Raw genomic sequence first — 25,001 nt, 5'->3', positions numbered from 1 at the left:
CTTCCGAAACCGACCCGAGAGGCGGTCTGACGTGTACGCCTTCGATCCCGAGCTGACCGAGCCGGCCAGCCGGTTGCCGAGAGTCGACTACGCCGACCTCGGGACGGCGCGGGCGGCCGCCCGCGCCATCGCGGCCCACCAGCAGCCGTACCTGCCGGCGGCGCCGGTGCGGGTCACGGACACCCGGGCGCCCGGTCCCCCGGACGCCCCCGACGTGCCCGTACGGCTCTACCGCCCCGCCGTCGCCGGGCCGGTCCCGGCGCTGCTCTACCTGCACTGGGGCGGCTTCGTCATCGGTGGCGTGGACGGCGTGCACCACACCTGTGCCCGGATCGCCGACCAGGTGGGGGCGCTCGTCGTCTCGGTCGACTACCGGCTGGCCCCGGAACACCCGTTCCCGGCCGCGCTGGACGACTGTCACGCGGTACTGGAGTGGGTGGCCAAGGAGGCCACCGAGCTGGGCGTGGACGCCGACCGGATCGGCGTCGGCGGGGAGAGCGCCGGCGGCGGCCTCGCCGCCGCGCTCTGCCTGGCCGTACGCGACCGTGGCGGCCCGGCCCTGCGGCACCAGTGCCTGCTCTTCCCCGCCCTGGACGACCGGCTCGACACCGTGTCGGCGCGGGCCTTCACCGACACCCCGATGTGGGACCGGGCCAACGCCCTGGTGAGCTGGGGTCACTACCTGCGTGGGCGGGCCGGCGCCGCCGACGTGCCGGCGCTGGCCGCGCCCGCCCGAGCCACCGACCTGTCCGGACTTCCCCCGGCCCTCGTGGTGGCCTGCGAGTTCGACCCGCTGCGCGACGAGGCGATCGACTACGCGCACCGGCTCATCCAGGCGGGGGTCCGCACGGAGCTTCGTTACTACCCCGGCACCTTCCACGCCTCGATCGCGATCGCCGAGGCGGCCGTCTCCCGGCGGATCCTCGCCGACCAGGTGGCCGCCCTTCGTGCGGGCCTGGCCGCCTGACCGCGACGCCCTGTCGGTCGTCCCGGCTTCCACCCCTCCCTCGGTCCCACCGGTCGCGCGCCGACCGGGGTTAGGAGCACATCCGTGACCACCGTGTCCAACGCCGGCGTCCAGACCGTCGGCGAGGAGCCGTACCGGATCGTCTGGGACGACTTCCGGGACGGTTTCCACTGCACCGGGCCGGACGCCCGGTGGAGCCTTTACGGTTTCGGCCCGCACGTCGGCGACGACGCGGAGGTCACCACCTCCGCCGACGGCCTGCGGGCGGTTTCCTCCGGCGTGCACCCGACCACCGCGGAGCCGGCCTTCGTCCGCACCCTCGGGCAGGAGGCGCAGCACGGTCCGGTGGTGCCCGGCGCGCTCGACCATGTCAAGTGGCTGGCCTACCCGCAGCACCTGGCCGGTACGGGCGTGCCGGGCTTCGACGCCGTACCGGGGCGGGTGCTGTCGTTCGAGACGTGGCTCTCGGGGCGCACCTACGGCACGTCCGGCCACCCCTTTGGTGACCAGGTCACGGACCCCGAGGACGACCTGCGGCTGGCCTCCGTCGCGATGCCGGTCCTCGACCACGAGACCGCGATGGTCTTCGACTTCTTCCTCACCAACAAGCGGGTGTACGTGTTCTACGAGCGCCTGCCGCACGCGCGCGGTCAGCTCGGCGACTACGCCGCCTTCCTGCACACCGTGCCGGTGGCCGACCGGACCGTCGACGACGAGCACCACGCGGTGATCTCCTACGACCGGGCGGCCGGCACGGTGCGCTGGTTCCTCGACGGGGCGGAGGTCTTCTCCGTGGACCGCATCGGCCATCCCCTGCCGTCCCGCGAGCACCTGATGCTCGACCACGGCGGCGAACCGACGACCGTCGCCCCCCGGCAGCTCGCCGGCGGGATGGGCATGTTCACCATCCTCGACGGCGCGCTCCCGGGCCGCAGCGCCAGCGGACTGGTCCGACTCACCACCGCGGACGCCCACTACTTCGACCCGGTTGCCGGCGCGCCGCGTCCGCAGGCTTTCGTCGACGGGCGCAGCCTGCCCGGCAGCCGGCTGTTCGGCCAGGGCGCCGAACTGCGGCTGCGCCGCTACGTGATCTCCAGCCAGCCGTCACGACCGTGACGGTCACCGGAACCGAAGGGAAGACCCTGATGCAGAGCAGGACACTCGGCGAGCGCCTCGTCACCTCCGCGCTCGGCCTCGGCTGCATGGGCATGAGCGAGTTCTACGGCGGCCGCGACGACGCCGAGTCGGTCGCCACCATCCGCCGGGCCCTGGACCTCGGCGTGACCATGCTGGACACCTCCGACATGTACGGACCGTTCACCAACGAGGAGCTGCTCGGGAAGGCCATCGCCGGGCGGCGGGACGAGGTGGTGGTGGCCACCAAGTTCGGGGTGGAGCGCCGCCCGGACGACGGCTACTTCGGGCTGAACAGCCGCCCGGAGTACGTGCGGCGGGCCTGCGACGCGTCGCTGCGCCGGCTGGGGGTCGACCACATCGACCTGTATTACCAGCACCGGGTGGACCCGACGGTGCCGGTCGAGGAGACCTGGGGGGCGCTGGCCGAGCTGGTGGCGGCGGGCAAGGTGCGGCACCTCGGAATCTCGGAGGCGCCGGCCGACGTGGTGCGCCGCGCCCACGCCGTGCACCCCGTCACCGCAGGCCAGTACGAGTACTCGCTGTTCAGCCGGGAGCCGGAGGCGGACCTGCTGCCGACGCTGCGGGAGTTGAACATCGGTCTGGTCGCGTACAGCCCGCTGGGTCGGGGAATGCTGACCGGGTCGATCGCGAGCCTCGACCAGCTCGAGCAGGACGACTACCGGCGCGGGACCCCGCGCTTCCAGGGCGACAACCTCGACCACAACCTCGCCCTGGTGGGCCGGGTGCGAAAGCTGGCCGCCGAGCGGGAGGTGACCCCGGGTCAGCTCGCGCTGGCCTGGGTGCTGGCGCAGGGCCCGGACGTCGTGCCGATCCCGGGCACCAAACGCCGCCGGTACCTGGAGGAGAACATCGCCGCCCTGGGCGTCCGGCTCTCCCCCGCCGACCTCGCCGCGATCGACGCGTCGACCCCGCCGGGCGCCGCCGCCGGCGAGCGTTACCCGTCCGGCCCGCCGGTCGGTCACCGCTGACCCCGCGGCGGCGGCCGACCGGCCGCCGCCGCGCCGGGGCGGTCAGCGGATCAGGTACTCCGACGGGTCGAACCGGCGGGTGCGACGCCAGTACTCCTGGGCCGGGAAGGGCCAGTTCTGGGCGGAGCGCCCGGCCCGGTTGACGAACCAGCTGCTCACCTTCGACCAGCCCCAGGCCCGCAGCGCGTTGGCCTCGTCGACCCAGGCGTTGTGCCGCTCGAAGACCTCCGGCCGGACCTCCACGGCGCGGTGTCCGCCGGCGAGCAGCTGACGGACCGCGTCGACCAGGTAGGTCACGCCGCACTCCGAGAAGTAGATGATGCTGCCGCCCTGCCCCGACAGGTTGGTGTTCGGCCCGTAGAGGCTGAACAGGTTGGGAAACCTGGGCACGGTCAGACCGAGGTAGGCCCGGGCGTCGCCGTTCCACGTCTCGTGCAGGTCCCGACCGTCCCGGCCGGTGACCCGCATCGGGGCGAGGAACTGCGACGCCTGGAAGCCGGTGCCGTAGATGAGGACGTCGACGGAGTGCTCCGTGCCGTCCGCCGTGCGGACGCCCCGCGGCGTCAGCCGCTCGATCGGTTCGGTGACCAGGCGCACGTGGTCCTGCTTGAGCGTCGACAGCCAGGCGCCGTTGTCCCGCAGCACCCGCTTCGCGCCAACCGGGTAGCGGGGGATCACCCGGTCGCGCAGGTCCGGTCGGTCGGCGAGCTGGCCCTCCAGGTACGTCGCCAGGGTGGCCCGCAACTCCTCGTTGACCGCCGAGATCGCCCGCTCGGTGGGCGGGTAGTCCGGGTCGACGACCCACCCCTCCAGCACCCCGTGCAACCCCGGCGCCAGCAGCCAGAACCGTTGCCAGGCGGCGTAGTACGGCAGGTGCTCGTAGAGCCAGCGGGCGCCTTCGGGCACCGCGTGGTGGTAGTGCGGCGTGGGCCGCAACCATGGCGCGTTGCGCTGGAAGACAACCAGTTCCCGGGCCTGCGCGGCCACCTCGGGGATGAACTGGAAGGCGCTGGCGCCGGTGCCGATCACCGCGACCCGCTGACCGGTGAGGTCCACCGAGTGGTCCCAGCGCGCGGAGTGGAAGGCCGGGCCGGTGAAGTCGGTCCGCCCCGGAAGGTCGGGCACGTTCGGCCGGTTCAGTTGCCCCACCGCGGTGACCAGCACGGCGCATTCGGTGGTACGCGGACCGTCGGGGGTGTCGAGGTGGAGCCGCCAGCGGCCGGTCGCCTCGTCCCACTCGGCGCCGCGCACCTCGGTGTCGAACCGGATGCGCTCGTGCACCCCGGTCTGCTTCGCGAAGTCCCGGAAGTAGTCCAGCACCGCCTCGTGGGTGGCGAAGTGGTCCGTCCAGTCGAGCCGGGGCGCGAAGGAGTAGCTGTAGAGATGGCTCGGCACGTCGACCCGGCAACCGGGGTAGTGGTTCTCGAACCAGGTGCCGCCGACGTCGCTGTTCTTCTCGTAGATGGTGACCGGCACACCGACCTGGCTGAGCCGGTACGCGGCGAGCAGGCCGCTCATGCCGGCGCCGACGATGGCGACCTCGACGTCGTGCCCGGGTGCCAGCTCGTCGCCGTGCCACTGCGGCGCCTTCGGGTCCTCCCCGGGCAGGACGACCTCCTGGGCGAGCAGGGGAAGCAGGTCGCTGGTGTCCCGGCCCATCGCCCAGCTGGTGATGTGCCGCAGGGCCGCCGGGTCGAGCGGCGGCACGGGGGCGCCGTCGCGCAGGCGGCGCAACGCCGCGAACGCCAGCTCCCGGGCATGCGCCTGCTGCTCGGCGGAGAGCCCGCCCTGCGGCAGGAAGAGCCAGCCGTTGGGGCGCAGGTCGTCGCGGAGCACGGACAGGTCGCCGGTCAGGTGGGCCACGGTCATCAGCAGCGCGGGCGCCTCCCCGTCGCGCAGGTGGGCCCGCAACGTCTCGTCGTCGACGGTGACGGGTTTGATCGCCGAGGTGAACGTCATGGCAGGCGCCTTCCGGAAGAAAGTTCGGAGCGGATGAGGTCAGGGCCGGCTCGCCCCGTCGGCCGGACGGCCGGCGCCGGGCTCCACCGGGTGCGGGCAGTCGCCGCCGCAGAGCGCGCGGAAGCCGCGGTCGAAGTAGACGACCGGCGACCCCTCGCGCGGGAGGAGGACCCGCTGGACACCGCCGACCAGGATCACGTGGTCCCCGGCCACGTGGCGGCTGTCGATGACGCACTCGACGGCGGCGAGCGCCTCGCGCAGCACGGTCGCCCCGCCGTCGGTGCGGACGAAGCCGCCGGCGCCGAACTTGTCCGGGCTCTTGCTGGCGAACCGCTTGGCCAGGTCCACGTGGTGGGCACGCAGGAAGCTCACCGCGAAGTGGCGGCTGCGCTGGAAGACGGGGAACGAGTTGGCCGACCGGTCCAGGCAGACCAGCACCAGGGGCGGGTCGAGGGACACCGAGCAGAACGAGCTCGCCGTGAAGCCGTACGGGGTGCCGTCCTCGTCGTGCGTGGTCACGATCGTCACCCCGGTCGGGAAGCGGGCCATCGCCTCCCGGTAGGCCGCCGGATCGACCGGGCGGACTCCGTTGTCGCTGATGGTGGAATCAGTTGAGCGCATCGGAATCTCCCGGTCGTCCGCAGGGGTGGAGGGGTCAGGAGGCGGGCCGCGACACGAAGTCGGTCAGCGAGACGGTGATCTCCTGCCGGTTGGCCCGGTACGACATGCAGTAGCTGGTCGGGTACCAGCCGGCCTCCTTCCAGGCCGCGGGGAGCTTGAGCGGCCGGCAGGACGGCTCCACCCGCCCGGCGGCGAGGTCCGCCAGCCAGGCTCTCGTGATCATCGGCTCGTAGAAGGTGATGTCGCCGCCGTAGGCGCCGTACATGAAGGTGTGGGTGAACGGCTGGCCGTTGAACTCGGGGGCCGTCGGGTCACCGAGGTGGTTGCCCATGCCCGGCACCACGGCGTCGATGTCGAGGTAGTCGGCGGGCAGGTAGCGGGCCGGCACGGGCAGCCGCGCCTCGGCGTAGTCCGCGCAGTCGACGAGGTTCCCGCCACCGCACGGCCCGGTGCCGATGGCCGCCGTCTCCGCCCGGTCCTGAAGGTAGAAATGCAGGTCGAAGTGGGGGGTGCCGTAGATCTCGGCCGGGGCGTGCCCGCGCGGGTCCCAGTTCAGCATGGCCCACTGGAACGGGCCGCCGACCACGTCCCGGAAGCGCTGCGGCAGGTCGAGCAGGTACTCGTGCTCGTGGACGCACTCGGTGGCCGGGTCGGTCGTGCCGTCGCCGTCGACGTCGTAGCAGTGCGCGCCGTCGGTCAGCTCGGTCGGCAGACCGCCGAGCGCCCGACGGTCGAGGACGAAGCCGAGGCTCACCGGCCGGTCACCGGCGAGCTGGGAGTAGATCCGCACCGTCCCGTCGCCGAGCCGCTTCGACGGGCCGTAGTCGGCGCACGGGCCGGGGTACGAGCGGGTGGCGCGGTAGAGCCGCTCGGCCGCGGCGGGCGGCAGCTTCACCGTCCGCTCCTTCTCCGGTCGGCCGATGACCAGGCAGACGTCCACCGGAGCGTCGCCCTTCGCGCCGGCCCGTTGCGGGCCGGCGACGAACGCGACCGGCACGGTCCGGGGGTCCAGTGGCGGCGGCGCGACCGTCGTCCGGGCCGGCTCCCCGACGGCGTGGTGGTGGTCGGCGCGGGCGGGCACCGCCGCGGGGGCGGGGGACGATCCGCCGTCGGGCAGTTGGGCGGCGAGGGTGAGCAGACCGGCGACGGCTGCGGCTGCCGCGAACACCCGGCGGGCGCGCGGCGCGGTTGTCATGGACACAGCGACCGTTCCTAACGTGAGGGGTGCGGGGTGGCGTGGGCGCCGGGTCAGGCCCGGCAGGTCGGCAACCGGCCGTCGTTGTAGGCGACCATCTCGCCGAAGATCGCGACGACGTCCAGCGGCCGGCCCGGCGGGCCACCGGCGATCTCGGCGTACGCGCGGTGCAGGTTGCCCACGATGCGCTCGCCGTCGAGCAGGTGCGCGAACGGCGCGAGGTCCGCCGACCGCGCGGCCGCCAACGGGGTGAGGCCCTCCGCGTGCGCCGTCGCGGCCAGGTCCCGGACCCAGCGCAGGTAGGCGATGTTGTCCTCGATGGCCTGCGGCCCCGTCACGGGCCCGTGTCCGCAGACCACGATGCGCGGCTCCAGGTCTCGGAGCCGTTCGAGTGCGGCGAGCGCCCCGGAGACCGAGCCCATCAGGTTGAACGGGGCGGCCCCGGACAGGACCACGTCCCCGGCGAACAGGACGCGCTCGTCGGGCAGCCACACCACCACGTCGTTGGTGGTGTGCGCCGGCCCGACGTGGACCAGCTCGGCGCGCCGGTCACCGACGTGCACGGTGAGCCGGTCGGCGAACGTCACCGCGGGCAGGGTGACCCGCACGTCGCCCCAGTCGACGTCGGGCCAGAGGCCGGTCAGGGCGAGCCCGGTGTCGGCCATCTCCGTACGGGCCAGTTCGTGCGCGACGACGGTGGCGCCCGGGCCGAAGACGTGGTTGCCGAAGTTGTGGTCGCCGTGGTGGTGGGTGTTGACCACCAGGCGTCCGGGTCCCCCACCGATCCCGTCGACGGCCGCCCGGAGGCGCCGGGCGCGTCGCTCGGTGGCCAGGGTGTCGATCACCAGGACACCGTCGGACCCGACGACGACGCCGGCGTTGCTGACGCACCAGCCGCCGGGCAGCTGGGTGTACGCGAAGACGCCGTCGGCCACCTCGGTCAGCGCGCCGTCCGCGTCACCGGTCGCCGCGGCGGGGACCACCGAGGGGACGCTCACCGGGACACACCCGCCCCGGTGTGCGGGGCCGGCTGTTCCCGCGCGTACCGGCCGGCGTGCTCAAGCGTGGCCCGGCTGTTGCGGCCGAGCACGTCCCGCAGGTGGCGGCGGGCGTCCGCCGGGGTGCTGCCGGCGCCGAGGACGGCGTCGATCGCCGCCGGGTCGACCGCCACGCTGTGTCGGGCGTGGACCTCCGCGCCGCCCGGACCGTCGGCGAACTCCCACGACCCGGCGTGCCCGAGGAGCATTCCCGGCGGGACCACCTGCTTGTAGACGATCTGGCCGGGCAGGCAGAGCCGGATCGAGCGGGTGGTGTGTGACCGGCCCTCGGCGGTCACCGTGTCCATCTCCATGTCCTGCACGTCCGGCTGCGGTTCGCTCAGCGACACCCGGCCGACGTGCGGCAGCCGCTGCGGCCACAGGTCGCTGCGCCGCACGAAGGCGTACCCGTCGGCGGCGCTGACACCGGGCAGCACGACCCGGTCGGTGAAGGAGAAGACCAGGTCGTCCACCGGGTGCCCGAGTTCGGCGACGCGGGCCAGCGCGGCCAGTTCCCGGGCGCTGTTGGTGTCCAGTGCCTGGTTCATCCACGCCAGCTGCTCCTCGCCGCCGTCGACGGTGAACCGGTGGGTCAGCACGACCTCGGTCCGTCCGCCGCTTACCGGCCGGAACGTCCAGTCGCCGCCCATCGAGGTCAACGGTGCCTGGCTGCGCTCCTGCCGGAAGGTGACCCGCAGGCCGGCCGGATCGAGGTCGCGCCGGGACGCCCAGGTGTTCACCCGGCCGTTGACCTGCGCCCAGAGCTCGAACAGTTCGACACCCGGGGTGCGCTCCAGGTGCCGTACGTGCACGGTCGGCTCGAAGATCACGGGCCACCGGCGTACGTCGGCGACCAGCTCGTAGACCACCTCCGGAGGCGCGGCCACGACGTGGGTGTGGACGGTTTGGTGCGGCCGGGACGGGGTCATGACGTCCGGGCCGCGGCGCCGTTGACGAGGTCGACCAGCTCGCGGGGAGTGCGCAGGTCGGCGATCCGCTCGTCGGGGATGCGCACCCCGTACTCCTGCTCGATCCGCGCGGCGGTCTCCATCAGCGCCAGCGAGTCGTACCCCAGCTCCTCGAATTCGACGCCGTCGATGTCGCCGTCGAAGGCCGCCGCGTCCGTCTCGCCGGCGCAGGCGACGAGGATGCGGCGCACGTCGTCGATGGTCATCGTGCTCATGGATGGCTCCTTTGTGGTCGTGGTGTGCGAAAGCGGGCCGGTCATCCGGCGGCGCGGACGACGACGGCGGAGTTGAACCCCCACCGACCCCGGGCGAGCACGAGGGCGGTGGAGACCGGGGCCGGTCGGGGCTGGTCCAGGACCAGGTCGAGGGCGTACCGCTCGGGCACCTGGGTGGTGCCGGTGGTCGGCGGGATCACCCCGTCACGGATGGCGAGCAGGGCGGCGACCAGGTCGGTGGGGCCGCCCCCGGCGTAGAGCCGGCCGAACATCGCCTTGGGCGCGGTCACCGGCACGCCGCGCGGGCCGAACAGACCGCTGATCGCCTCGGCCTCCACCCGGTCCAGCTCGGGCACGCCCGCGGCGTCGGCGAACACCACGTCGACGGCGTCCGGGGCGATCCCCGCGTCGGCGAGGGCGAGCTCGGCGGCCCGGCGCAGGCCGGGCGGGCGCGGCGACCCGGGGGGCGGGTCGAAGGTGGAGGCGTAGCCGGCGATCTCCCCGTACCGCTGCGGCACGCCGCGTTCGCGCGCCGCCGCGAGGTCCTCCAGCACCATGATCGCGCCGCCCTCGCCGGGAACGTAACCGGCGGCCCGCCCGTCGAAGGGCAGGTAGGCCCGGCCCGGGTCGGTGGCGGCGCTGACCCGGCCGCTGGACACCTGAGACGTCCAGCCCCACGGGTCGAGCGCCGAGTCCACCCCGCCGGTGACCACGAGCGAGGTGCCGCGGCGTACGGTCCGCCGCGCGTGCCCCACCGCGTCGAGGCCACCGGCCTGCTCGGCCACCAAGGCGCTGCTCGGGCCGCGCATCCTGTTGCGGATGGAGATCTGACCGGTGTTCACCGCGTAGAACCAGGCGAACGACTCGTAGACGCTGACCGCCTGCGGTCCCTGCGACCAGAGCTTGTGGAACTCGCGGTGGGTGAACTCGAAGCCGCCGGAGGCGTTCGAGGTGACGACGCCCATGTCGTAGTCGGTCAGCGTGGCCGGGTCGACCTTCGCGTCCGCGATCGCCCAGTCGGCGGTGGCCAAAGCGAGCCGGGTGGAGACGTCGGTCTGCGGCAGCAGCCGGCTCGGCAGGTGCTCCTCCGGCCGGAAGTCGAGGATCTGCCCGGCCAGCGCGGCCGGATACCCGGCGACGTCGAAGCGGGTGATCCGGCTGATCCCGTTCCGGCCGGCGAGGACGTTGGCCCAGAACCGTTCGAGCCCCAGCCCGACCGGGGTCGCCACGCTCATGCCGGTGACCACCACCGTGCCCGTCATGCCCGCACCTCCGGCCGTCGCAGCACCATCGCACTCTGGAAACCGCCGAAACCGCTGCCGACCGTCAGCACGGTGTCGACGTCCTGTTCCCGGGCGACCAGCGGCACGTAGTCGAGGTCGCACTCCGGGTCCGCCTCGTGCAGGTTGGCCGTGGGCGGTACGACACCGTGCTCGATCGCCAGGAGCGAGGCGGCGATCTCGACGGAACCGATGGCGCCGAGCGAGTGCCCGACCATCGACTTGATCGAGCTGACCGGCACCTCGTACGCGTGCTGGCCGAGGCTGCGCTTGTAGGCAGCCGTCTCGTGCCGGTCGTTCTGCCGGGTGCCCGAGCCGTGCGCGTTGACGTAGTCGATCGCGGTGGGGTCCAGCCGCGACTCGTCCAGCGCCACCCGGATCGCCTCGGCCATCTCCCGACCGTCGGCCTTGAGCCCCGTCATGTGGTACGCGTTGCACCGGGTGGCGTACCCGGAGACCTCGGCGTAGACGTGCGCGCCGCGGCGGCGGGCGCTCGTGTACTCCTCGAGCACGAACATCGCCGACCCCTCAGCGAGGACGAACCCGTTGCGAGAGCCGTCGAAGGGCCGGGACGCGTGCTCCGGGTCGTCGTTGCGGGAGGTGGTGGCCTTGATGGCGTCGAAGCAGGCCGCCACGATCGGCGTGACCGGCGCGTCCGAGGCGCCGGCCAGCATCACGTCGGCGCTGCCCTCCCGGATCAACTGGACGGCGTGGCCCACCGAGTCCAGGCCGGAGGTGCAGCCGTTGGAGATCATCGCCACCGGCCCCTCGGCCGCCACCGTCCAGGCCACCTCCGCCGGCATGACGCTGGGAATCAGGTAGTCGAACATGTGCGGCGAGACGTAGTCGGCGTCGACCTCCCACCGCCGTCCGCTGTCGGAGAGCACCAGGTACTCCCGCTCCAGGCTGGTGGCCGCGGCGACCGCGCTGCCCAGGCTCACGCCGACCCGGTGCGGGTCCAGCGCGCCGAAGTCCAGGCCGCTGTCGGCGACCGCCTCCCGGGCGCAGACCACGGCGAACTGCGACGCCCGGTCCATCCGCCGGACCTCACGGGGCGTCAGCCCCTCCCGGGCCGGGTCGAAGTCGGCCTCCCCGGCGACCTGGGACCGGTACGGCGACGGGTCGAAGAAGGAGATCCGCCGGGTCGCCGTCCGGCCCGCGGTCAACAGGTCCCAGAATTCCTTGGTGCCGTTGCCACCGGGGGCGCGTACGCCTATCCCGGTGATGACGACGCGCCGCGTCACCGGACACCGTCCGGGCACGTGCAGGCCCTCGAACTCAACATCGCAGTACGTCCCTCACTGCCGGTCGACTACTACCGCGTCCGTGTTCAGCCGCGATGACGAGGGACAGCGTGCGTGGGCGTACTTGAGGCCGGCTTGAAGATCGATGGGGGTCGGGGCGCCGGGCGGCGATGGCCCGGCGCCCCACCCGGGGTCAGTCGAAGGACGGGCCGAGGTCGCGGCTGCGCTTGAGCTCGTAGAAGCCGGACGTGCCGGCGACGAGGAGCACCCCGTCCCAGAGGCGACCGGCCGCCTCGCCGCGCGGCGCCGGCGTGACCACCGGGCCGAAGAACGCCACGGTCTCCCCGGCCACCGGGCCCGGGGCGTGGATGACCGGGGTGCCGACGTCCGTGCCGACCGGCTTCATCCCGGCGTCGTGGCTGGCGCGGACCGCGTCGTCGTGCGTGGTGCTCTCCGCCGCGGCGGCGAGGGCCGGGTCGAGGCCGGCGTCGGCCAGCGCCGCCCGGTTGAGCGCGTCGCCGAGCGGCTGCCCGCCCGGGTGGATCCGGGTGCCGAAGGCGGTGTAGAGGTCGCGGAGCACGCCCTGTCCGTGGGCCTGGGCGGCGCCGACGCAGATCCGCACCGGCCCCCAGGAGCGGCGGCGCAGTTCGAAGTACTCGTCGGGTCGGTCCCGGTACGGCTCGGGCACGTCGTCGTTGCCCTCGTTGAGCACCGCGAGGCTCATCACGTTGAACCGGACGTCGACCGGGCGGACCCGCTCCACCTCCAGCAGCCAGCGGGAGGTCACCCACGCCCAGGGGCAGACCGGGTCGAACCACATGTCCACGGTTCCGCGGTCGTTCATGCTGATCCTTCCTGCACCGTCGCGGGCCCTTCGGCCCGTCCCTGTGGTGATCCTCCCCCGCCGGGTCGATCGGGCCGGACCCTCGCGGACCGCACGGTGGGTGACGTGGATCACCACGGTCGGTCATCGGCGACCGCGGGCCCGGCCCGCCGTCCGCCCTGTCGCCGAGGGGTACGCGCACTGGCCGAGGGGCCTCCCGTCGGTCGGCGGTCGGTCGCCCGATGTCGGCTCAGCGCACCGTGCGGGCCGTCCGTCCACGGCGAAGCCGGCCGGGTCGGTGGGGTTGTCGAACGGGTGGCAGCGGCCGCCGCCGACGGGTCCAGGCCAGTGGGAGCGCCGGGGGCAACCACGGCGTCAGTTTGCCGGAGAGACCCTTCCCAGCGGGCTGACCGTCCGGGTGTCGCCGTCGTAGCTGCGGGCGGCCACGAACTCCCCCGCCGGCCGGTCGACGCAGGCCAGGGCCCGGGCCAGCCGCCGGTCGTTGTCGCGGAAGCGCAGCGCGAGACTCAGGTGGGGGATCCACCGCCCCGGGGCGTGCCACGGGTTCTGCCCGTCGGCGCCGGCGAGCACGTCCCAGACGGCGGCGTGCAGGGCGGTCAGCTCGGAGGTGGGGCGGACCAGCCAGACCAGCGGGGCGCTGCCGTCGAGCACCTCGACCCGGTCGAGGCGGACCGGCAGGGGCAGCGCGGCGTCGAAGAGGTCGGCGAGGCGTTCGGCGGCGCCGGGCGGGAACGCGTCCACCGAGGCGATGGTCAGGTGCGGCCGGTTGCTGGGGTGGGTGTTGCGGGCCAGGCTGGGCAGTCCGGCGGCGGCGAGCCGGTCCCAGGCGGCACGCACCGTAGCCTCCAGCGGTGGGGAGCAGAGCAGTTCGACCGTACGCACGCCCGCCAGGCTAGTGGGCGTGTGATCACCCGTCGCCGGGGAAACGGGGTGGGGTGGGCGTGCTGACGGAGACCGACGAACGACACCTGCGCCGCGCGATCGAGCTGGCCGGGACGGCCCGGGCGGCCGGGGACGGCCCGTTCGGGTCGCTAGTGGTTGCCGCCGACGGGCGGGTGCTGGCCGAGGAGGTCAACACCGAGCGGACCGACGACGACATCACCGCGCACCCGGAGCTGAAGCTGGCCCGCTGGGCGGCCCGGCGGCTGGCCGCCGACGAGGCGGGCCGCGCCACCATGTACACCAGCTGCCAGCCGTGCGGGATGTGCGCCACCGCCATCGACCGCTCCGGCCTGGGCCGGGTGGTCTACGCGCTCAGCGCCGAGCAGCTGGCCGGGCTGCGACCGGCGGACGCGGCGCCGCCGGTGGCGTACGCCGGGCCGGCGCTGTTCGACGAGGCGCGGGCGGCGGTCGAGGCGGCCTAGAGCCAGCCGGCCTCGCGGGCGATCCGCACCGCCTCGGCCCGGTCCGCCGCGCCGAGCTTCTGCACGCTCGCGGACAGGTGGTTGCGGACCGTCCCGGCGGCCAGCCCGGTACGCCGGGCGATCACCGCGACCGGGGCGCCGTACTCGGCCAGCCGCAGCGTCTCCAGCTCCCGTGGGGTCAGCGGGCAGGGCGGCAGGGTGAGCGCGTCGGCGGCCAGCGTTGGGTCGACGTACCGGGAGCCGGCGTGGACCCGGCGGATCACGTCGGCGAGCGCGCCGCCCGGGGCACCCTTGGGCAGGAAGCCGCGGGCCCCGGCGGTGAGCGCCTGCCGCAGGTGGCCGGGGCGGCCGTGGCCGGTGAGGATCACCACCGCGCACGAGGGCAGGGCGCGGCCCAGTTCCGCCGCGAGCTCGATCCCGCCCGGCGCCGGCATCTCCAGGTCGACCACGGCGACGTCCGGCCGGTGCGCCCGCGCCGCGTCGAGCGCGCCACGCCCGTCGGCGGCCTGCGCCACCACCTCGAGGTCGTCCTCCAGGCCGAGCAGGGCGGCGAGGGCCTGCCGGATCAGCTCCTCGTCGTCGGCGAGCAGGACCCGGATCACGCGGTCACCGGCACGGTCACCCGGAGGGTGAAGACGCCGCCCGCCCGGTCGGTACGCAGCCCGCCGCCGACCGCCGCCAGCCGCTCGGTCAGGCCGCGCAGCCCGTGGCTGTGCCGGTCCGGCCCGGCGTCCGCGCCGATTCCGTCGTTGCGCACCGTCATTGTGGCCACGTCGCCCTCCCGGGTGATCTCGATCCGGCACCAACCGGCCCGGCTGTGCCGCAGCACGTTGGTGCCCGCCTCGCGCAGCACCGCGGCCAGCTCGGCGGCGGCGCCCGCCGGCAGGTCGGCCGGCGGCGGCACGACGTCGCACCGCACCCCGCAGGAGCGCAGCACCTCGGCCACCGCGGCGAGCTGTTCGGCGAGGTCGACCGTCCGGTAGCCGCGCACCGCCGCGCGGACCCGGTGCAGCGCCGTGCCGGCGAGCCGCTGTACCTCGGCGGCCTCCCGGCCGGCGCGGCCGGCGTCGACCGGGGCGAGTCGGGCGGCCAGTTCGGCCTTGAGCGCGATGACCGTCAGGTCGTGCCCGAGCAGGTCGTGCACGTCCCGGGCGAAACGCAGCCGCTCCTCGGCGGCGGCGAGCCGGGCCCGGGCCGCCTGCCCCTGCCGGGCCTCGACGAGCAGGTCCCAGAACCAGACCTGCACCCGGTTGACGGCGGCGGTCCCGCCGCCGACCAGGCCGGTGACGAGCAGCGTGGTGCCGAGCGCGCCGCCGGTCCAGGCGGCCACGCCGATCGCGACCGCCACGGTGGACGCGGCGGCGGCCAGCGCGGCGGCCGGCCGCAGCAGCAGCGGCGTCATGCCGATCAGCGAGGCGCCGAGCCAGGCCCAGGTCGGCCAGGCGCCGGCCGCCACCGGGCCGACCAGCGGCACGCTGAGCGCCGCGACGACGGCGAACGCGACCTCGGACCGGCGGCGCCGCCGCTGGTGCAGCCAGGGGGTGACCGCCGCGTGCAGCACCGCGCCCTGCGCGAGGGCGAACGCGACCACGCCCACCGCGCCGCACGCCAGGCGGACCGGGTCGGGCTCGCGGGCCAGGCCGATCCCGGGTAGCAGCAGGCTGGTCCAGAGGCTGGTGGCCAGCGACCCGAGGGTCACGACGCGGGCCCGGCGCAGCCGCCGGTCCGTCACCGCCGCGCCGACTGTCATGTCCGCCGATCCTAGGGCCGGCAGGTCCCGACGACCCCCCTGCGACGTCACGGTTCGGCCGTGCACTCCACACGGTTCTCCCGTGAAGGTCACGCCTGTCGCCCGAGCGCCGGTCGGCGGCAGGGTCGAGGCATGTCCGAGACACTCGCCGTACCCTCGTCCCCGCCGACCCCCACGGACCGCTCCGGCCGCCGCCTGCTGCGGCACCTGGTCGAGATGACCGTCGCCATGGTGGTCGGGATGCTCCTGCTCGGTCCGCTCTGGCGGACGGCCGGCGCGGCGCTGGGCCTCGCCGGCACGCTGGCCCGGCCCGAGGTCGCCGCCCTGGTGATGGCCACCGACATGTCGATCGGGATGGCCGCGTGGATGTGGCACCGGGGCCACCCGGCGCGCGCCACCGCCGAGATGGTCGCCGCCATGTACCTGCCGTTCCTGCTGCTGCTGGTGCCCTTCGCCGCCGGGCTGGTCGGCGCGGACGCGCTGATGCTCGGCGGGCACCTGCTCATGGTCCCGGCGATGCTGCTGGTGGCGGTGCGGCACCGCCACGAGCACCCGGCGCCGGGGCCCCGGCACCCGGTGGTCGCCGCGCTGGTGCGCCGCTGGCCGACCTGGCTGGCGCTGCTGATGACGGTCGACAACTGGGTCTCCCCCACGGTGCCGCCGCCGGTGCTGCTGCTCGTGCTGCCGGCCGGCTACCTGCTGATCGGCACCGCCCGCCGGCAGTGGCGCATCCGCGGCACGCTGCCGGTGCAGCTCGCCGGCCTGGCCGGCTGGACCGCGCTGGCCGGGCTCGCGGCGGTCGCGGACGACGGCCCGGCGCGCTGGCTGGTGGCCGCCGGCTGGCTCGGGCACGCCGCCTGGGACGTCGCGCACCACCGGGCCGGGCGGGTGGTGCCGCGCGGGTACGCCGAGTGGTGCGCCGTCCTCGACACCGTCGTCGGGGTCACCGTGGTGCTGACCATCCTCTGAGTGGCTTGCACGACGGTTGTGCCGGTCGCCGGAGCGGACCGGGGCCGGTGATGAAAAGCTTTGCCCATGAGTTCCGCACCCGCACCGACCGACCCGACCAACCCGGACAGCACCGACGAGGCGACCGCCTTCGCGGATCTCGGGCTGCGCGCCGAACTGCTCGGCGCGCTCTCGGCCCTCGGCTACGAGGAGCCGACCCCGATCCAGCGGGAGGCGATCCCGCCGCTGCTGGCCGGTCAGGACCTGCTCGGTCAGGCGGCGACCGGCACCGGCAAGACGGCCGCGTTCGCGCTGCCGCTGCTGCAGCGGATGCCGGACGGGCGCGGCGGCGGCGACCCGGTGTCGCTGGTGCTGGTGCCCACCCGGGAGCTGGCGGTGCAGGTGTCGGAGGCGTTCCACCGCTACGGCAAGGACCTGGGCACCCGGGTGCTGCCGATCTACGGCGGCCAGCCGATCGGCCGGCAGCTGCGGGCGCTGGACGCCGGCGTGGACGTGGTGGTGGCCACCCCGGGCCGGGCCCTGGACCACATCGCCCGGGGCACCCTGCGCCTGGGTGAGCTGGCCACGGTGGTGCTGGACGAGGCGGACGAGATGCTCGACATGGGCTTCGCCGAGGACATCGAGGCGATCCTGGAGCACGCCCCGGCGCAGCGGCAGACGGTGCTCTTCTCGGCCACCATGCCGTCCCGGATCGACGGGATGGCCCGCCAGCACCTGACCGACCCGGTACGCATCCAGATCGGCCGGGAGACGCCGGTCGCCGGCGAGGCGCCCCGGGTGCGGCAGAGCGCGTACATCGTCGCCCGGGGGCACAAGCCGGCCGCGCTGGGCCGGGTGCTCGACGTGGAGTCCCCCACCGCGGCGATCGTCTTCTGCCGCAGTCGCGAGGAGGTGGACCGGCTCACCGAGACGATGAACGGCCGGGGCTACCGGGCCGAGGCGCTGCACGGCGGGATGAGCCAGGAGCAGCGCGACCGGGTGATGGGTCGACTGCGGTCGAGCACCGCCGACCTGCTGGTCGCCACGGACGTGGCCGCCCGGGGCCTGGACGTGGAGCAGCTCACCCACGTGGTCAACTACGACGTGCCGTCGGCGCCGGAGTCGTACGTGCACCGGATCGGCCGGGTGGGCCGGGCCGGGCGGGAGGGCGTGGCGATCACCCTCGCCGAGCCGCGCGAGCACCGGATGCTCAAGACCATCGAGCGGGTCACCGGGCAGCGGATCACCATCGACAAGATCCCGACGGTGGCCGACCTGCGCACCCGCCGCCTGGAGCTGACCCAGGCCGCGCTGCGCGAGTCGCTGCTCGAGGACGACCTGGACCCGTTCCGGGTGATCGTCGAGACGCTCAGCGACGAGTTCGACCTGATGGAGGTCGCGCTGGCGGCGGTGAAGCTGGCGCACGAGGCGGCCGGGCCGACCAGCGAGGACGAGGAGGAGATCCCGCAGGTCGCGGTCCGGGCCCCGCGCGAGGGCCGGCCGGAGACCGGGGGCCGGGGTGAGCGGCGCGGCGGCGCCCGGCCGCGCACCGGCGGCACCACGCAGGTCTTCATCGGGCTGGGCCGGCGCGCCGGCGTCCGGCCGCAGGACCTGGTGGGGGCGATCACCGGGGAGACCGGGCTGAACGGTCGGGACATCGGTTCGATCGAGATCGCGGACCGGTTCTCGCTGGTGGAGATCCCGGTCGGCGTCGCCGACGACGTGATCGCGGGCCTGCGCGGCAGCACCATCAAGGGCCGCAAGGCCACCGTACGGCGGGATCGGGACGGCGGCGAGGGCGGCGGCGAGGGCCGCTTCGACGGCGGTGACCGGCGCGAGCGCCGCGACTTCGGCGGCGAGCGCCGCGAGCGGGACTTCGGCGGCGAGCGCCGCCGCGACCGGCACTGAGGTACGCCGAGGCCCCCGGTCGGTCGGACCGGGGGCCTCGTCGTGTCCCGCCGCCTCGGCGGCGCCGGTCAGGCGGCCGCGAGCGCCGGACCGGTGAGGGTGTCGGCGTCGGCCGGGCGCAGCGCCAGGGCGAGCACGTCGGCGACGTCGGCGAGGGTGTGCACGGTCAGCGCCTCGCGGACCTCGGCGGGCAGGTCGTCCAGGTCCGGCTCGTTGCGGGCCGGGATGATCACCTCGGTCAGGCCGGCCCGGTGGGCGGCGAGCAGCTTCTGCTTCACGCCGCCGATGGGCAGCACCCGGCCGGAGAGGGTCACCTCGCCGGTCATCCCGAACTCGGGCCGCACCGGCCGGCCGGTCACCAGGGACGCCAGCGCGGTGACCATGGTGATGCCGGCGCTGGGGCCGTCCTTGGGCACCGCGCCCGCCGGCACGTGCAGGTGGATCCGTCGCCCGGCGAGGGCGTTCGGGTCCAGCCCGTACCGGCGGCCGTTGGAGCGCAGGTACGACCAGGCGATGTGCGCGGACTCCTTCATCACGTCGCCGAGCTGGCCGGTGAGGGTCAGCCCCGGCTCGCCCTCCATGCTGGTCGCCTCGATGAAGAGCACGTCACCGCCGGCGCCGGTGACCGCCAGGCCGGTGGCCACGCCGGGCACCGCCGTGCGCTCGGCCGACTCCGGGGTGAACTTCGGCCGGCCCAGGTAGCGGGCCAGGTTGCCGGTGTCCACCCGGACCGGGGCCGGGTCGCCTGCCAGCTCGACGGCGACCTTGCGCAGGATCTTCGCCAGGGCGCGTTCGAGCTGCCGTACGCCGGCCTCGCGGGTGTGCTCCCCGGCGATCCGGGCGACCGCCTCGTCGGCCACGGTGACCTCGTCGGCGGTCAGGCCGGCCCGCTCCCGCTGCCGGGGCAGCAGGTGGTCCCGGGCGATGGCCACCTTCTCGTCCTCGGTGTAGCCGTCCAGGGTGACCAGCTCCATCCGGTCCAGCAGCGGGCCGGGGATGGTCTCCACCACGTTGGCGGTGGCCAGGAAGAGCACGTCGGACAGATCGAGGTCGACCTCCAGGTAGTGGTCCCGGAAGGTGTGGTTCTGCGCCGGGTCGAGCACCTCCAGCAGCGCGGCGGCGGGGTCGCCCGCGTAGCCGGCGGCCAGCTTGTCGACCTCGTCGAGGAGCACGACCGGGTTCATCGAGCCGGCCTCCCGCAGCGCGCGGACGATCCGGCCGGGCAGCGCGCCGACGTAGGTGCGCCGGTGACCGCGGATCTCGGCCTCGTCGCGGACGCCGCCGAGCGACACCCGGACGAAGTTGCGCCCGAGCGCCCGGGCGATCGACTCGCCGAGGCTGGTCTTGCCGACGCCGGGCGGGCCGGCGAGGGCGAGGACCGCGCCGGAGCCGCGACCGCCGACCACGCCGAGGTTGCGCTCGGCCCGCCGGTTGCGCACCGCCAGGTATTCCAGGATGCGGTCCTTCACGTCGGCCAGGCCGGCGTGGTCGGCGTCGAGCACGGCGCGGGCCGCGGCCAGGTCGGTGTTGTCCTGGGTACGCGTGGTCCACGGCATCTCCAGCACCGTGTCCAGCCAGGTACGGATCCAGCCCGCCTCCGGAGAGGCGTCACTGGCCCGCTCCAGCTTGCCGACCTCGCGCAGCGCCGCCTCGCGTACCTTCTCGGGCAGCTCGGCGGTCTCGACCCGGGCCCGGTAGTCGGCGGAGCCGTCGGGCTCGTCCTCGCCCAGCTCCTTGCGAATGGCGGCGAGCTGCTGGCGGAGCAGGAACTCCCGCTGGGACTTCTCCAGCCCCTCGCGGACGTCGCTGTTGATCCGCTCGGTGACCTCCTGCTCGGCGAGGTGGTCCTTCACCCAGCCGACGAGCAGTTCCAGCCGGGCGACGACGTCCGGGGCGGCGAGCAGTTCGGTCTTCTGCGCCAGGGTGAGCCAGGGCGCGTAGCCGGCCGCGTCGGCCAGCTCGGAGACGTCGGTCATCCGCTCCATGGCGTCGATGACCTGCCAGGCGCCGCGCTGCTGGAGGACCGAGGTCATCAGCGCGCGGTACTCGCGGGCGAGTTCCCGGGCCCGGCCGGCCGGGGCGGGTTCGTCGAGTGTGGTCGCCTCGACCCAGAGGGCGGCGCCGGGTCCGGGCACGCCGGATCCGATCCGGGCCCGGGCGAGGCCGCGGATCACGGCGGCGGGCTCGCCGTCGGGCAGCCGGCCCACCTTCTCGATGGTGGCGATCGTGCCGACGGAGCCGTACTCGCCGTCGATGCGGGGCACGGCGAGGAGCTGCTTGTCGCCGGTGGCGCGGGCCGCGTCGACCGCGGCCTGGGTGGTCGGGTCGAGGGTCACCGGGATGACCATGCCGGGCAGCAGGACGGCGTCGGTCAGCGGAAGTACCGGAAGAGTTGCCATCGAACACCTGCTATCGCGTTGAGTTGAGCGTGTCAGGCTCAAGTCACAAAGCGTTCCCCTTGTTCCTGGGTGTGACCCAGGCCACCCCGCCGGGCGGGGCGGGACGGGAGCAGGTCGCGGGGCCGCCCACCGGCGACGGCGACGGCCACCGGCACGGCGAGGCCGGTCAGCGCCAGCGCGGCGACAGTCGGGGTGGGCAGGCCGGACAGCAGCGCGACGACGGTCAGGCCGAGGAGGACGGCGAGCTTGCGCCGGGCCGCGCGGACGGAGCGGGGTGACACGGTTGCCTCCTTCGTACGGCTGGTCGGGGCGGGTCGGCGCCCGCCCCGACCGGGTCAGAGCAGGACGAGCAGGGCGGCACCGACCGCCGCCGCGGGGATGGTGGTGATCACGGTGGCCAACGCCGCCGAGTGCCGGCGCAGCGCGGCCAGCGGGATCAGCGCGTCCCCGTCCTGGCTGATCGCGTTCGCCACCAGGGTCGGCAGCGGCAGCCCGCCGCTGACGTAGAGCCCGGTGAAGACGATCTGGACGGCACATCCGGGGATCAGCCCGATGGCCGCGCCGACGAGCACGCCGAGCAGGCCGGTCAGCGCCAGTTGCGAACCGTCGAACCCGGTGACGGTGGTGACCACCTGCCAGCCGAGGTAAGCCACGGCAACCCAGACGGTGACGAAGGACGCCTCGTGCGCGCTGTGCCGCAACGTCTCGCGCAGCGACTGCGGGTACGCCGTCTCCAGGCTGTCGTCGGCCAGCCGCCCCCGGCCGGCGGCGAAGATCAGCACCGCGACCAGCGTGCCGAGCACCCCCAGCGCCAGGTACGGGTCGACCCCGCCGAGCGCACTGGTCAGCACGGTGGGGTCGACCATCTGGAACACCACCGGCACCGACACCGCGAACGCCGGTGTGGTCAGCCCCCAGAACGCGGTGGCCGCGTCGGGCCGGCGCCGCCCGTCGAGCAGCCCGGCCCGCCCGGCGACCGTGCCGCGGGATCGCGGACCGGCGGAGCCGCCCGGGCCCACCGGCTGAGCCGGAACCGCGTCGACCGGCTCGACCAGGGCCGAACCGACCGAACCGACCGGGGCGGCCCTGGTGGCCGCGGCCACCACGGCCCGGCCGACCACGGCGGGGACGGCGCCGGTGGTCGGCGTCCCGACGGCCGCGACCACGGCCGGGATGCCGGGGCGGGCGCGCCGCCGGGCCGGGTCGATGCCGAGCGCGTCGACGACGTACCCGGTGACCAGCCCCACCGCGAAGAGCAACATGTGGATCTTGGAGGCGAAGAGCGGATTCCAGGCCAGCACCACCCAGGACGAGTCCCCCATGGTGGCGGCCAGCGCGGCCACCACCGTGCCGAAGGAGACCTTGCCCCGGGCGTAGAGCGGCATCAGCACGATCGCGCCGCCGCAGCCGGGGCTGACCCCGAGCAGCGCGCCGACCAGCGGGCCGAGCCGGGGGCGGTGGGTCAGCCCGTCGGTGATCCGGTCCCCGTACCGCCAGCGCAGCCAGCCGAAGAGCGCCACCATGACGGCGACGTACACACCCACCTGCATGAAGGCGTCCGCCAACGGACGCACGACGAGTTCGGTCACAGCGCACCTCCTGTGCGTACGGGTGCCGCCGGGCCGTCCACGCGGGGACGGCCCGGAGCGGCGACCTCAGGTGAGCTTGCTCTTGACCTTGGTGGCAATGCCGCCGGCGACGCCCGGGTTGGTGCCGTACAGGCGCGGGTCGCCCGGCGCCAGCACCGGCTCGGGGGCGTGGGCCCGCGGGCTGTGGTCGTAGCGGAACTCGCCCTTGCCGTCGGGCGTCGGCCCGGAGGCCCACCGCCCCTCGGCGGCGTCGTTGCCCGGCGAGAAGTCCAGGTAGGCGTAGCTGAACTGTTCGGTGAACTCCTTGGAGTCGGGGAAGGCGTCCGGGACCGGCATCTCCTCCAGCCCGTCCTCCTTGAGCTGCTCGATCGCCGCCATCCACATGTTCTGGTGCATGGTGTCCCGGGCCAGCAGGAAGCGCAGCATCTGCTTGACGCCCGGGTCGTCGGTCATGTGGAACAGCCGGGAGACCTGGAGCCGGCCCTGCGCCTCGGCGGTGACGTTGAGCTGGAAGTCCGCCATCAGGTTGCCGCTGGCGGTGATGAAGGCCGCGTTCCACGGCACGCCGTTGCTGTCCGTCGGCAGGGCGCCACCGCCGCCGTGGATGAAGTGCGCCGGGTTCGACCCGCCGTAGATCGCCCCGACCATCGGGTTGTCGGCGGCCGCCTCCTGCAACGACAGGGGTGCGTTCTCCAGCAGCCGGGTGATCATCGTGGCGATCATCTCGACGTGGCCCATCTCCTCGGTGCCCACGTCCAACAGCAGGTCCTTGTACTTGCCGGGCAGCCGGCAGTTCCAGCCCTGGTAGAGGTACTGGTTGGCGACCGTCATCTCGCCCCACTTGCCGCCCAGGATCTCCTGGAGCCGGCGGGCGAACGCGGCGTCGGGGCCGTCCGGCTTGGCCTCGAACTGCAGGTCCTTGATGTGGCTGAACATTATTTTCCTCCTCGGTGCGGTCGGGGTGACACCGAGCGGGGTTCCCGCCGCGCCGACCCGTCGGGGCCATCCGGCGGCCCCGGGGGGTCAACCCGGTCGGCGGCCGTCCCGGGGCAGCAGCACCTCCACCGCCACCCCGCGCGGACGCCGCCGGTGCGCCCGCACCGACCCGCCGTCGGCGGCGACCAGCTGGCGCGTGATCCACAGGCCGAGTCCGTGCATCCCGCCGCCGGGGGTGGGCCGGCGCAGCGCGTCGGCGAGACCGTCGGTCGACCGGCCCTGGTCGGTGACGAGGATGCTCAGCCCGGCCGGGCGCACCGCGGCGTAGAGCCCGACCTCCCCGTCGGCCGGTCCGTGCCGCAGCGCGTTCTGCACCAGGTTCACCAGCACCTGGCGGGTCCGTCGCGCCGGCACCGGACATCCGCCGGCCCGGCGGGTGACCCGGGTACGCAGCCGGTGCGGCGGGACGAGCGCGGCCACCACGGGCAGGAGATCGGCCAGCGGCGCGTCCGGCTCCCGGCGAACGGCCGGGGCCAACGCGCCTCCGCCGGCGGTGACCGCGCGCAGCAATCCGTCGAGGTGGGCGGCCTGTTGGCGGGCCAACTCGCTGATCGCCCGGCGTTCCTCGGCGGCCAGCCGCCCGGTGTCCTCGGCGAGCGCCCGGGTGAGCGAGGCCAGCGAGCTGACCGGGGTGCGCAGCTCGTGACAGAGCACCCGCAGCACCAGCCCCGGGTCGGCGGGTTCGCCGAACGATTCCCCCTGGTCGGGGTCGGCGGGCCGGCCCCGCCGCACCAGCGTCCTGTTCCCGTGTCGCGCACGCATCCGCCCAACTCCCTCTTATCCCCACAAATCCGCATGATCCGTACCCGTTCGGGAAGGAAACACGCATGCTCGACGCCCCCATCCGGCTGGTCGTCGTGGACGACCATCCGCTCTTCGTCCGCGGCCTGGAGCTGCTGCTGCCCGCCAGCACCGACGGACGCGCCCGGGTCGTCGACTCCACCGGCGACGCCTCCGCCGCCGCCTCGCTGGTCGGTCGCACCCTGCCCGACCTCGCCCTGGTCGACCTGCACATGCCGCCACCCGGCGGGATCCGCGCGATCGCCGCCATCCGCCGCACCACCCCACGGGTACGGGTGGTAGCGATGTCCGGCGGGGACGACCCGGCGCCCGCGCTGGAGGCGCTGCGCGCCGGGGCGGAGGGGTTCCTGCCCAAGAGCAGCGAGCCGGAGGAACTGCTCCCTCCGATCCTGGCCGTCCTCGACGGCTGGGCGGTGCTGCCCGGTCCCCTGCTGCGTGGCCTGCTCCGGCCGGCCCGCAGCAGCTCGGTCGACTTGGACTCCGAGGAGCGGCGGCTGCTGCGGTCCATCGCGGCCGGTCGCAGCACCGTGGAGATCGCCGAGCAGTTGCACGTCTCGGAGCGGACGGTGAAACGGATGACCGCCGCGCTGCTGCGCAAGCTGCGGGTGTCCAACCGCGCGGAGGCCGCCGCGCTGGCCGGACACGCCGGACTGCTCACCGACTGACGCCGCCCGCCATTGGCCGCGCGGATTTTCCACGATTGGCGCGACTCGTCAAATGAAAGCGACGCATATTGTTGCGGATTAGCCGGCCGATACGTCAAACTCTTGACCACACCCCGCCCGACACA

23 protein-coding genes and 1 pseudogene are annotated in these 25,001 nt (G+C 74.4%); 7 read left to right on the top strand and 17 right to left on the bottom strand.

Annotated features, from left to right (window positions below):
- Positions 1 to 31 precede the first annotated feature (31 nt).
- The 3 genes from M2302_RS04480 (at position 32) to M2302_RS04470 (ending at position 3,093) form a co-directional block, all read left to right on the top strand.
- Complete coding sequence (locus M2302_RS04480) at positions 32 to 967, top strand: alpha/beta hydrolase (RefSeq protein WP_280836706.1); 936 nt, start codon at positions 32 to 34, stop codon at positions 965 to 967.
- An 84-nt stretch (positions 968 to 1,051) separates the two neighbouring features.
- Positions 1,052 to 2,083, top strand: a complete 1,032-nt coding sequence (locus M2302_RS04475) for a DUF6081 family protein (RefSeq protein WP_280836705.1) — start codon at positions 1,052 to 1,054, stop codon at positions 2,081 to 2,083.
- A gap of 29 nt (positions 2,084 to 2,112) precedes the next feature.
- On the top strand, positions 2,113 to 3,093 hold the full coding sequence (locus tag M2302_RS04470) for an aldo/keto reductase (protein ID WP_280836704.1): 981 nt from the start codon (positions 2,113 to 2,115) through the stop codon (positions 3,091 to 3,093).
- A gap of 42 nt (positions 3,094 to 3,135) precedes the next feature.
- Here the strand turns inward: M2302_RS04470 and M2302_RS04465 are convergent, their stop codons facing one another.
- From M2302_RS04465 to M2302_RS04420, 10 genes are all read right to left on the bottom strand, one after another.
- Positions 3,136 to 5,052, bottom strand: coding sequence for an NAD(P)/FAD-dependent oxidoreductase (locus M2302_RS04465; protein ID WP_280836703.1), 1,917 nt, complete (start codon positions 5,050 to 5,052; stop codon positions 3,136 to 3,138).
- 39 nt (positions 5,053 to 5,091) lie between these two features.
- The gene (locus tag M2302_RS04460) at positions 5,092 to 5,673 is read right to left on the bottom strand and encodes a flavin reductase family protein (protein WP_280836702.1); all 582 of its coding nucleotides are present in this window, start codon (positions 5,671 to 5,673) and stop codon (positions 5,092 to 5,094) included.
- A 34-nt stretch (positions 5,674 to 5,707) separates the two neighbouring features.
- On the bottom strand, positions 5,708 to 6,874 hold the full coding sequence (locus M2302_RS04455) for a hypothetical protein (protein ID WP_280836701.1): 1,167 nt from the start codon (positions 6,872 to 6,874) through the stop codon (positions 5,708 to 5,710).
- A gap of 47 nt (positions 6,875 to 6,921) precedes the next feature.
- Complete coding sequence (locus M2302_RS04450) at positions 6,922 to 7,866, bottom strand: MBL fold metallo-hydrolase (RefSeq protein WP_280836700.1); 945 nt, start codon at positions 7,864 to 7,866, stop codon at positions 6,922 to 6,924.
- A complete protein-coding gene (locus M2302_RS04445; RefSeq protein WP_280836699.1) occupies positions 7,863 to 8,834 on the bottom strand; it encodes an aromatase/cyclase in 972 nt (323 codons plus the stop codon). Before M2302_RS04445 ends, M2302_RS04450 begins: the two co-directional genes overlap by 4 nt.
- Entirely contained in the window at positions 8,831 to 9,088 is a 258-nt protein-coding gene (locus M2302_RS04440; RefSeq protein WP_238450094.1) for an acyl carrier protein, read from the bottom strand. Before M2302_RS04440 ends, M2302_RS04445 begins: the two co-directional genes overlap by 4 nt.
- A gap of 41 nt (positions 9,089 to 9,129) precedes the next feature.
- Complete coding sequence (locus tag M2302_RS04435; RefSeq protein WP_280836698.1) at positions 9,130 to 10,350, bottom strand: ketosynthase chain-length factor; 1,221 nt, start codon at positions 10,348 to 10,350, stop codon at positions 9,130 to 9,132.
- Entirely contained in the window at positions 10,347 to 11,612 is a 1,266-nt protein-coding gene (locus M2302_RS04430) for a beta-ketoacyl-[acyl-carrier-protein] synthase family protein (RefSeq protein ID WP_280836697.1), read from the bottom strand. The genes M2302_RS04435 and M2302_RS04430 overlap by 4 nt, the downstream gene beginning before the upstream one ends.
- A gap of 193 nt (positions 11,613 to 11,805) precedes the next feature.
- Positions 11,806 to 12,456 (bottom strand): disulfide bond formation protein DsbA, encoded by a 651-nt coding sequence (locus M2302_RS04425; RefSeq protein WP_280836696.1) that lies wholly within the window; start codon positions 12,454 to 12,456, stop codon positions 11,806 to 11,808.
- Positions 12,457 to 12,810: 354 nt separating this feature from the next.
- Positions 12,811 to 13,338: a 2'-5' RNA ligase family protein gene (locus M2302_RS04420; protein ID WP_280836695.1), complete on the bottom strand. Its 528-nt coding sequence runs from the start codon at positions 13,336 to 13,338 to the stop codon at positions 12,811 to 12,813.
- Positions 13,339 to 13,397: 59 nt separating this feature from the next.
- Here M2302_RS04420 and M2302_RS04415 point away from each other — a divergent pair, with 59 nt between their 5' ends.
- The gene (locus M2302_RS04415; RefSeq protein ID WP_280836694.1) at positions 13,398 to 13,820 is read left to right on the top strand and encodes a nucleoside deaminase; all 423 of its coding nucleotides are present in this window, start codon (positions 13,398 to 13,400) and stop codon (positions 13,818 to 13,820) included.
- Here the strand turns inward: M2302_RS04415 and M2302_RS04410 are convergent.
- Complete coding sequence (locus tag M2302_RS04410) at positions 13,817 to 14,422, bottom strand: response regulator transcription factor (protein WP_280836693.1); 606 nt, start codon at positions 14,420 to 14,422, stop codon at positions 13,817 to 13,819. The genes M2302_RS04415 and M2302_RS04410 overlap by 4 nt on opposite strands.
- On the bottom strand, positions 14,419 to 15,570 hold the full coding sequence (locus M2302_RS04405; RefSeq protein WP_280836692.1) for a histidine kinase: 1,152 nt from the start codon (positions 15,568 to 15,570) through the stop codon (positions 14,419 to 14,421). Before M2302_RS04405 ends, M2302_RS04410 begins: the two co-directional genes overlap by 4 nt.
- Before the next feature lie 132 nt (positions 15,571 to 15,702).
- On the opposite strand from M2302_RS04405, the gene M2302_RS04400 reads away from it, so the two are divergent.
- Both M2302_RS04400 and M2302_RS04395 read left to right on the top strand, forming a co-directional pair.
- Positions 15,703 to 16,539 (top strand): hypothetical protein, encoded by an 837-nt coding sequence (locus M2302_RS04400; protein ID WP_280836691.1) that lies wholly within the window; start codon positions 15,703 to 15,705, stop codon positions 16,537 to 16,539.
- A gap of 66 nt (positions 16,540 to 16,605) precedes the next feature.
- A pseudogene (locus M2302_RS04395) lies at positions 16,606 to 18,306 on the top strand (DEAD/DEAH box helicase); the annotation flags it as partial.
- 188 nt (positions 18,307 to 18,494) lie between these two features.
- On the opposite strand, the gene lon reads toward M2302_RS04395, so the two are convergent.
- The 5 genes from lon to M2302_RS04370 form a co-directional block, all read right to left on the bottom strand.
- Positions 18,495 to 20,825 carry an endopeptidase La gene (lon, locus tag M2302_RS04390; RefSeq protein WP_280836690.1) on the bottom strand — a complete coding sequence of 777 codons (2,331 nt, stop codon included), beginning with the start codon at positions 20,823 to 20,825 and terminating at the stop codon, positions 18,495 to 18,497.
- 38 nt (positions 20,826 to 20,863) lie between these two features.
- On the bottom strand, positions 20,864 to 21,106 hold the full coding sequence (locus M2302_RS04385) for a hypothetical protein (protein WP_280836689.1): 243 nt from the start codon (positions 21,104 to 21,106) through the stop codon (positions 20,864 to 20,866).
- A gap of 54 nt (positions 21,107 to 21,160) precedes the next feature.
- Positions 21,161 to 22,414 (bottom strand): putative manganese transporter, encoded by a 1,254-nt coding sequence (locus M2302_RS04380; protein ID WP_280836688.1) that lies wholly within the window; start codon positions 22,412 to 22,414, stop codon positions 21,161 to 21,163.
- 66 nt (positions 22,415 to 22,480) lie between these two features.
- Entirely contained in the window at positions 22,481 to 23,350 is an 870-nt protein-coding gene (locus M2302_RS04375; protein ID WP_280836687.1) for a manganese catalase family protein, read from the bottom strand.
- Positions 23,351 to 23,437: 87 nt separating this feature from the next.
- Positions 23,438 to 24,172: a HAMP domain-containing sensor histidine kinase gene (locus M2302_RS04370; protein ID WP_280836686.1), complete on the bottom strand. Its 735-nt coding sequence runs from the start codon at positions 24,170 to 24,172 to the stop codon at positions 23,438 to 23,440.
- A gap of 65 nt (positions 24,173 to 24,237) precedes the next feature.
- Between M2302_RS04370 and M2302_RS04365 the strand changes: the two genes are divergently transcribed.
- Positions 24,238 to 24,876: a response regulator transcription factor gene (locus M2302_RS04365; protein WP_280836685.1), complete on the top strand. Its 639-nt coding sequence runs from the start codon at positions 24,238 to 24,240 to the stop codon at positions 24,874 to 24,876.
- Positions 24,877 to 25,001 lie beyond the last annotated feature (125 nt).

Source organism: Micromonospora sp. A200, assembly GCF_029893845.1.
In the GTDB taxonomy this organism is placed as follows: Bacteria; Actinomycetota; Actinomycetes; order Mycobacteriales; family Micromonosporaceae; genus Micromonospora; species Micromonospora purpureochromogenes.
This window is presented reverse-complemented; position numbering and strand designations above follow the sequence as displayed.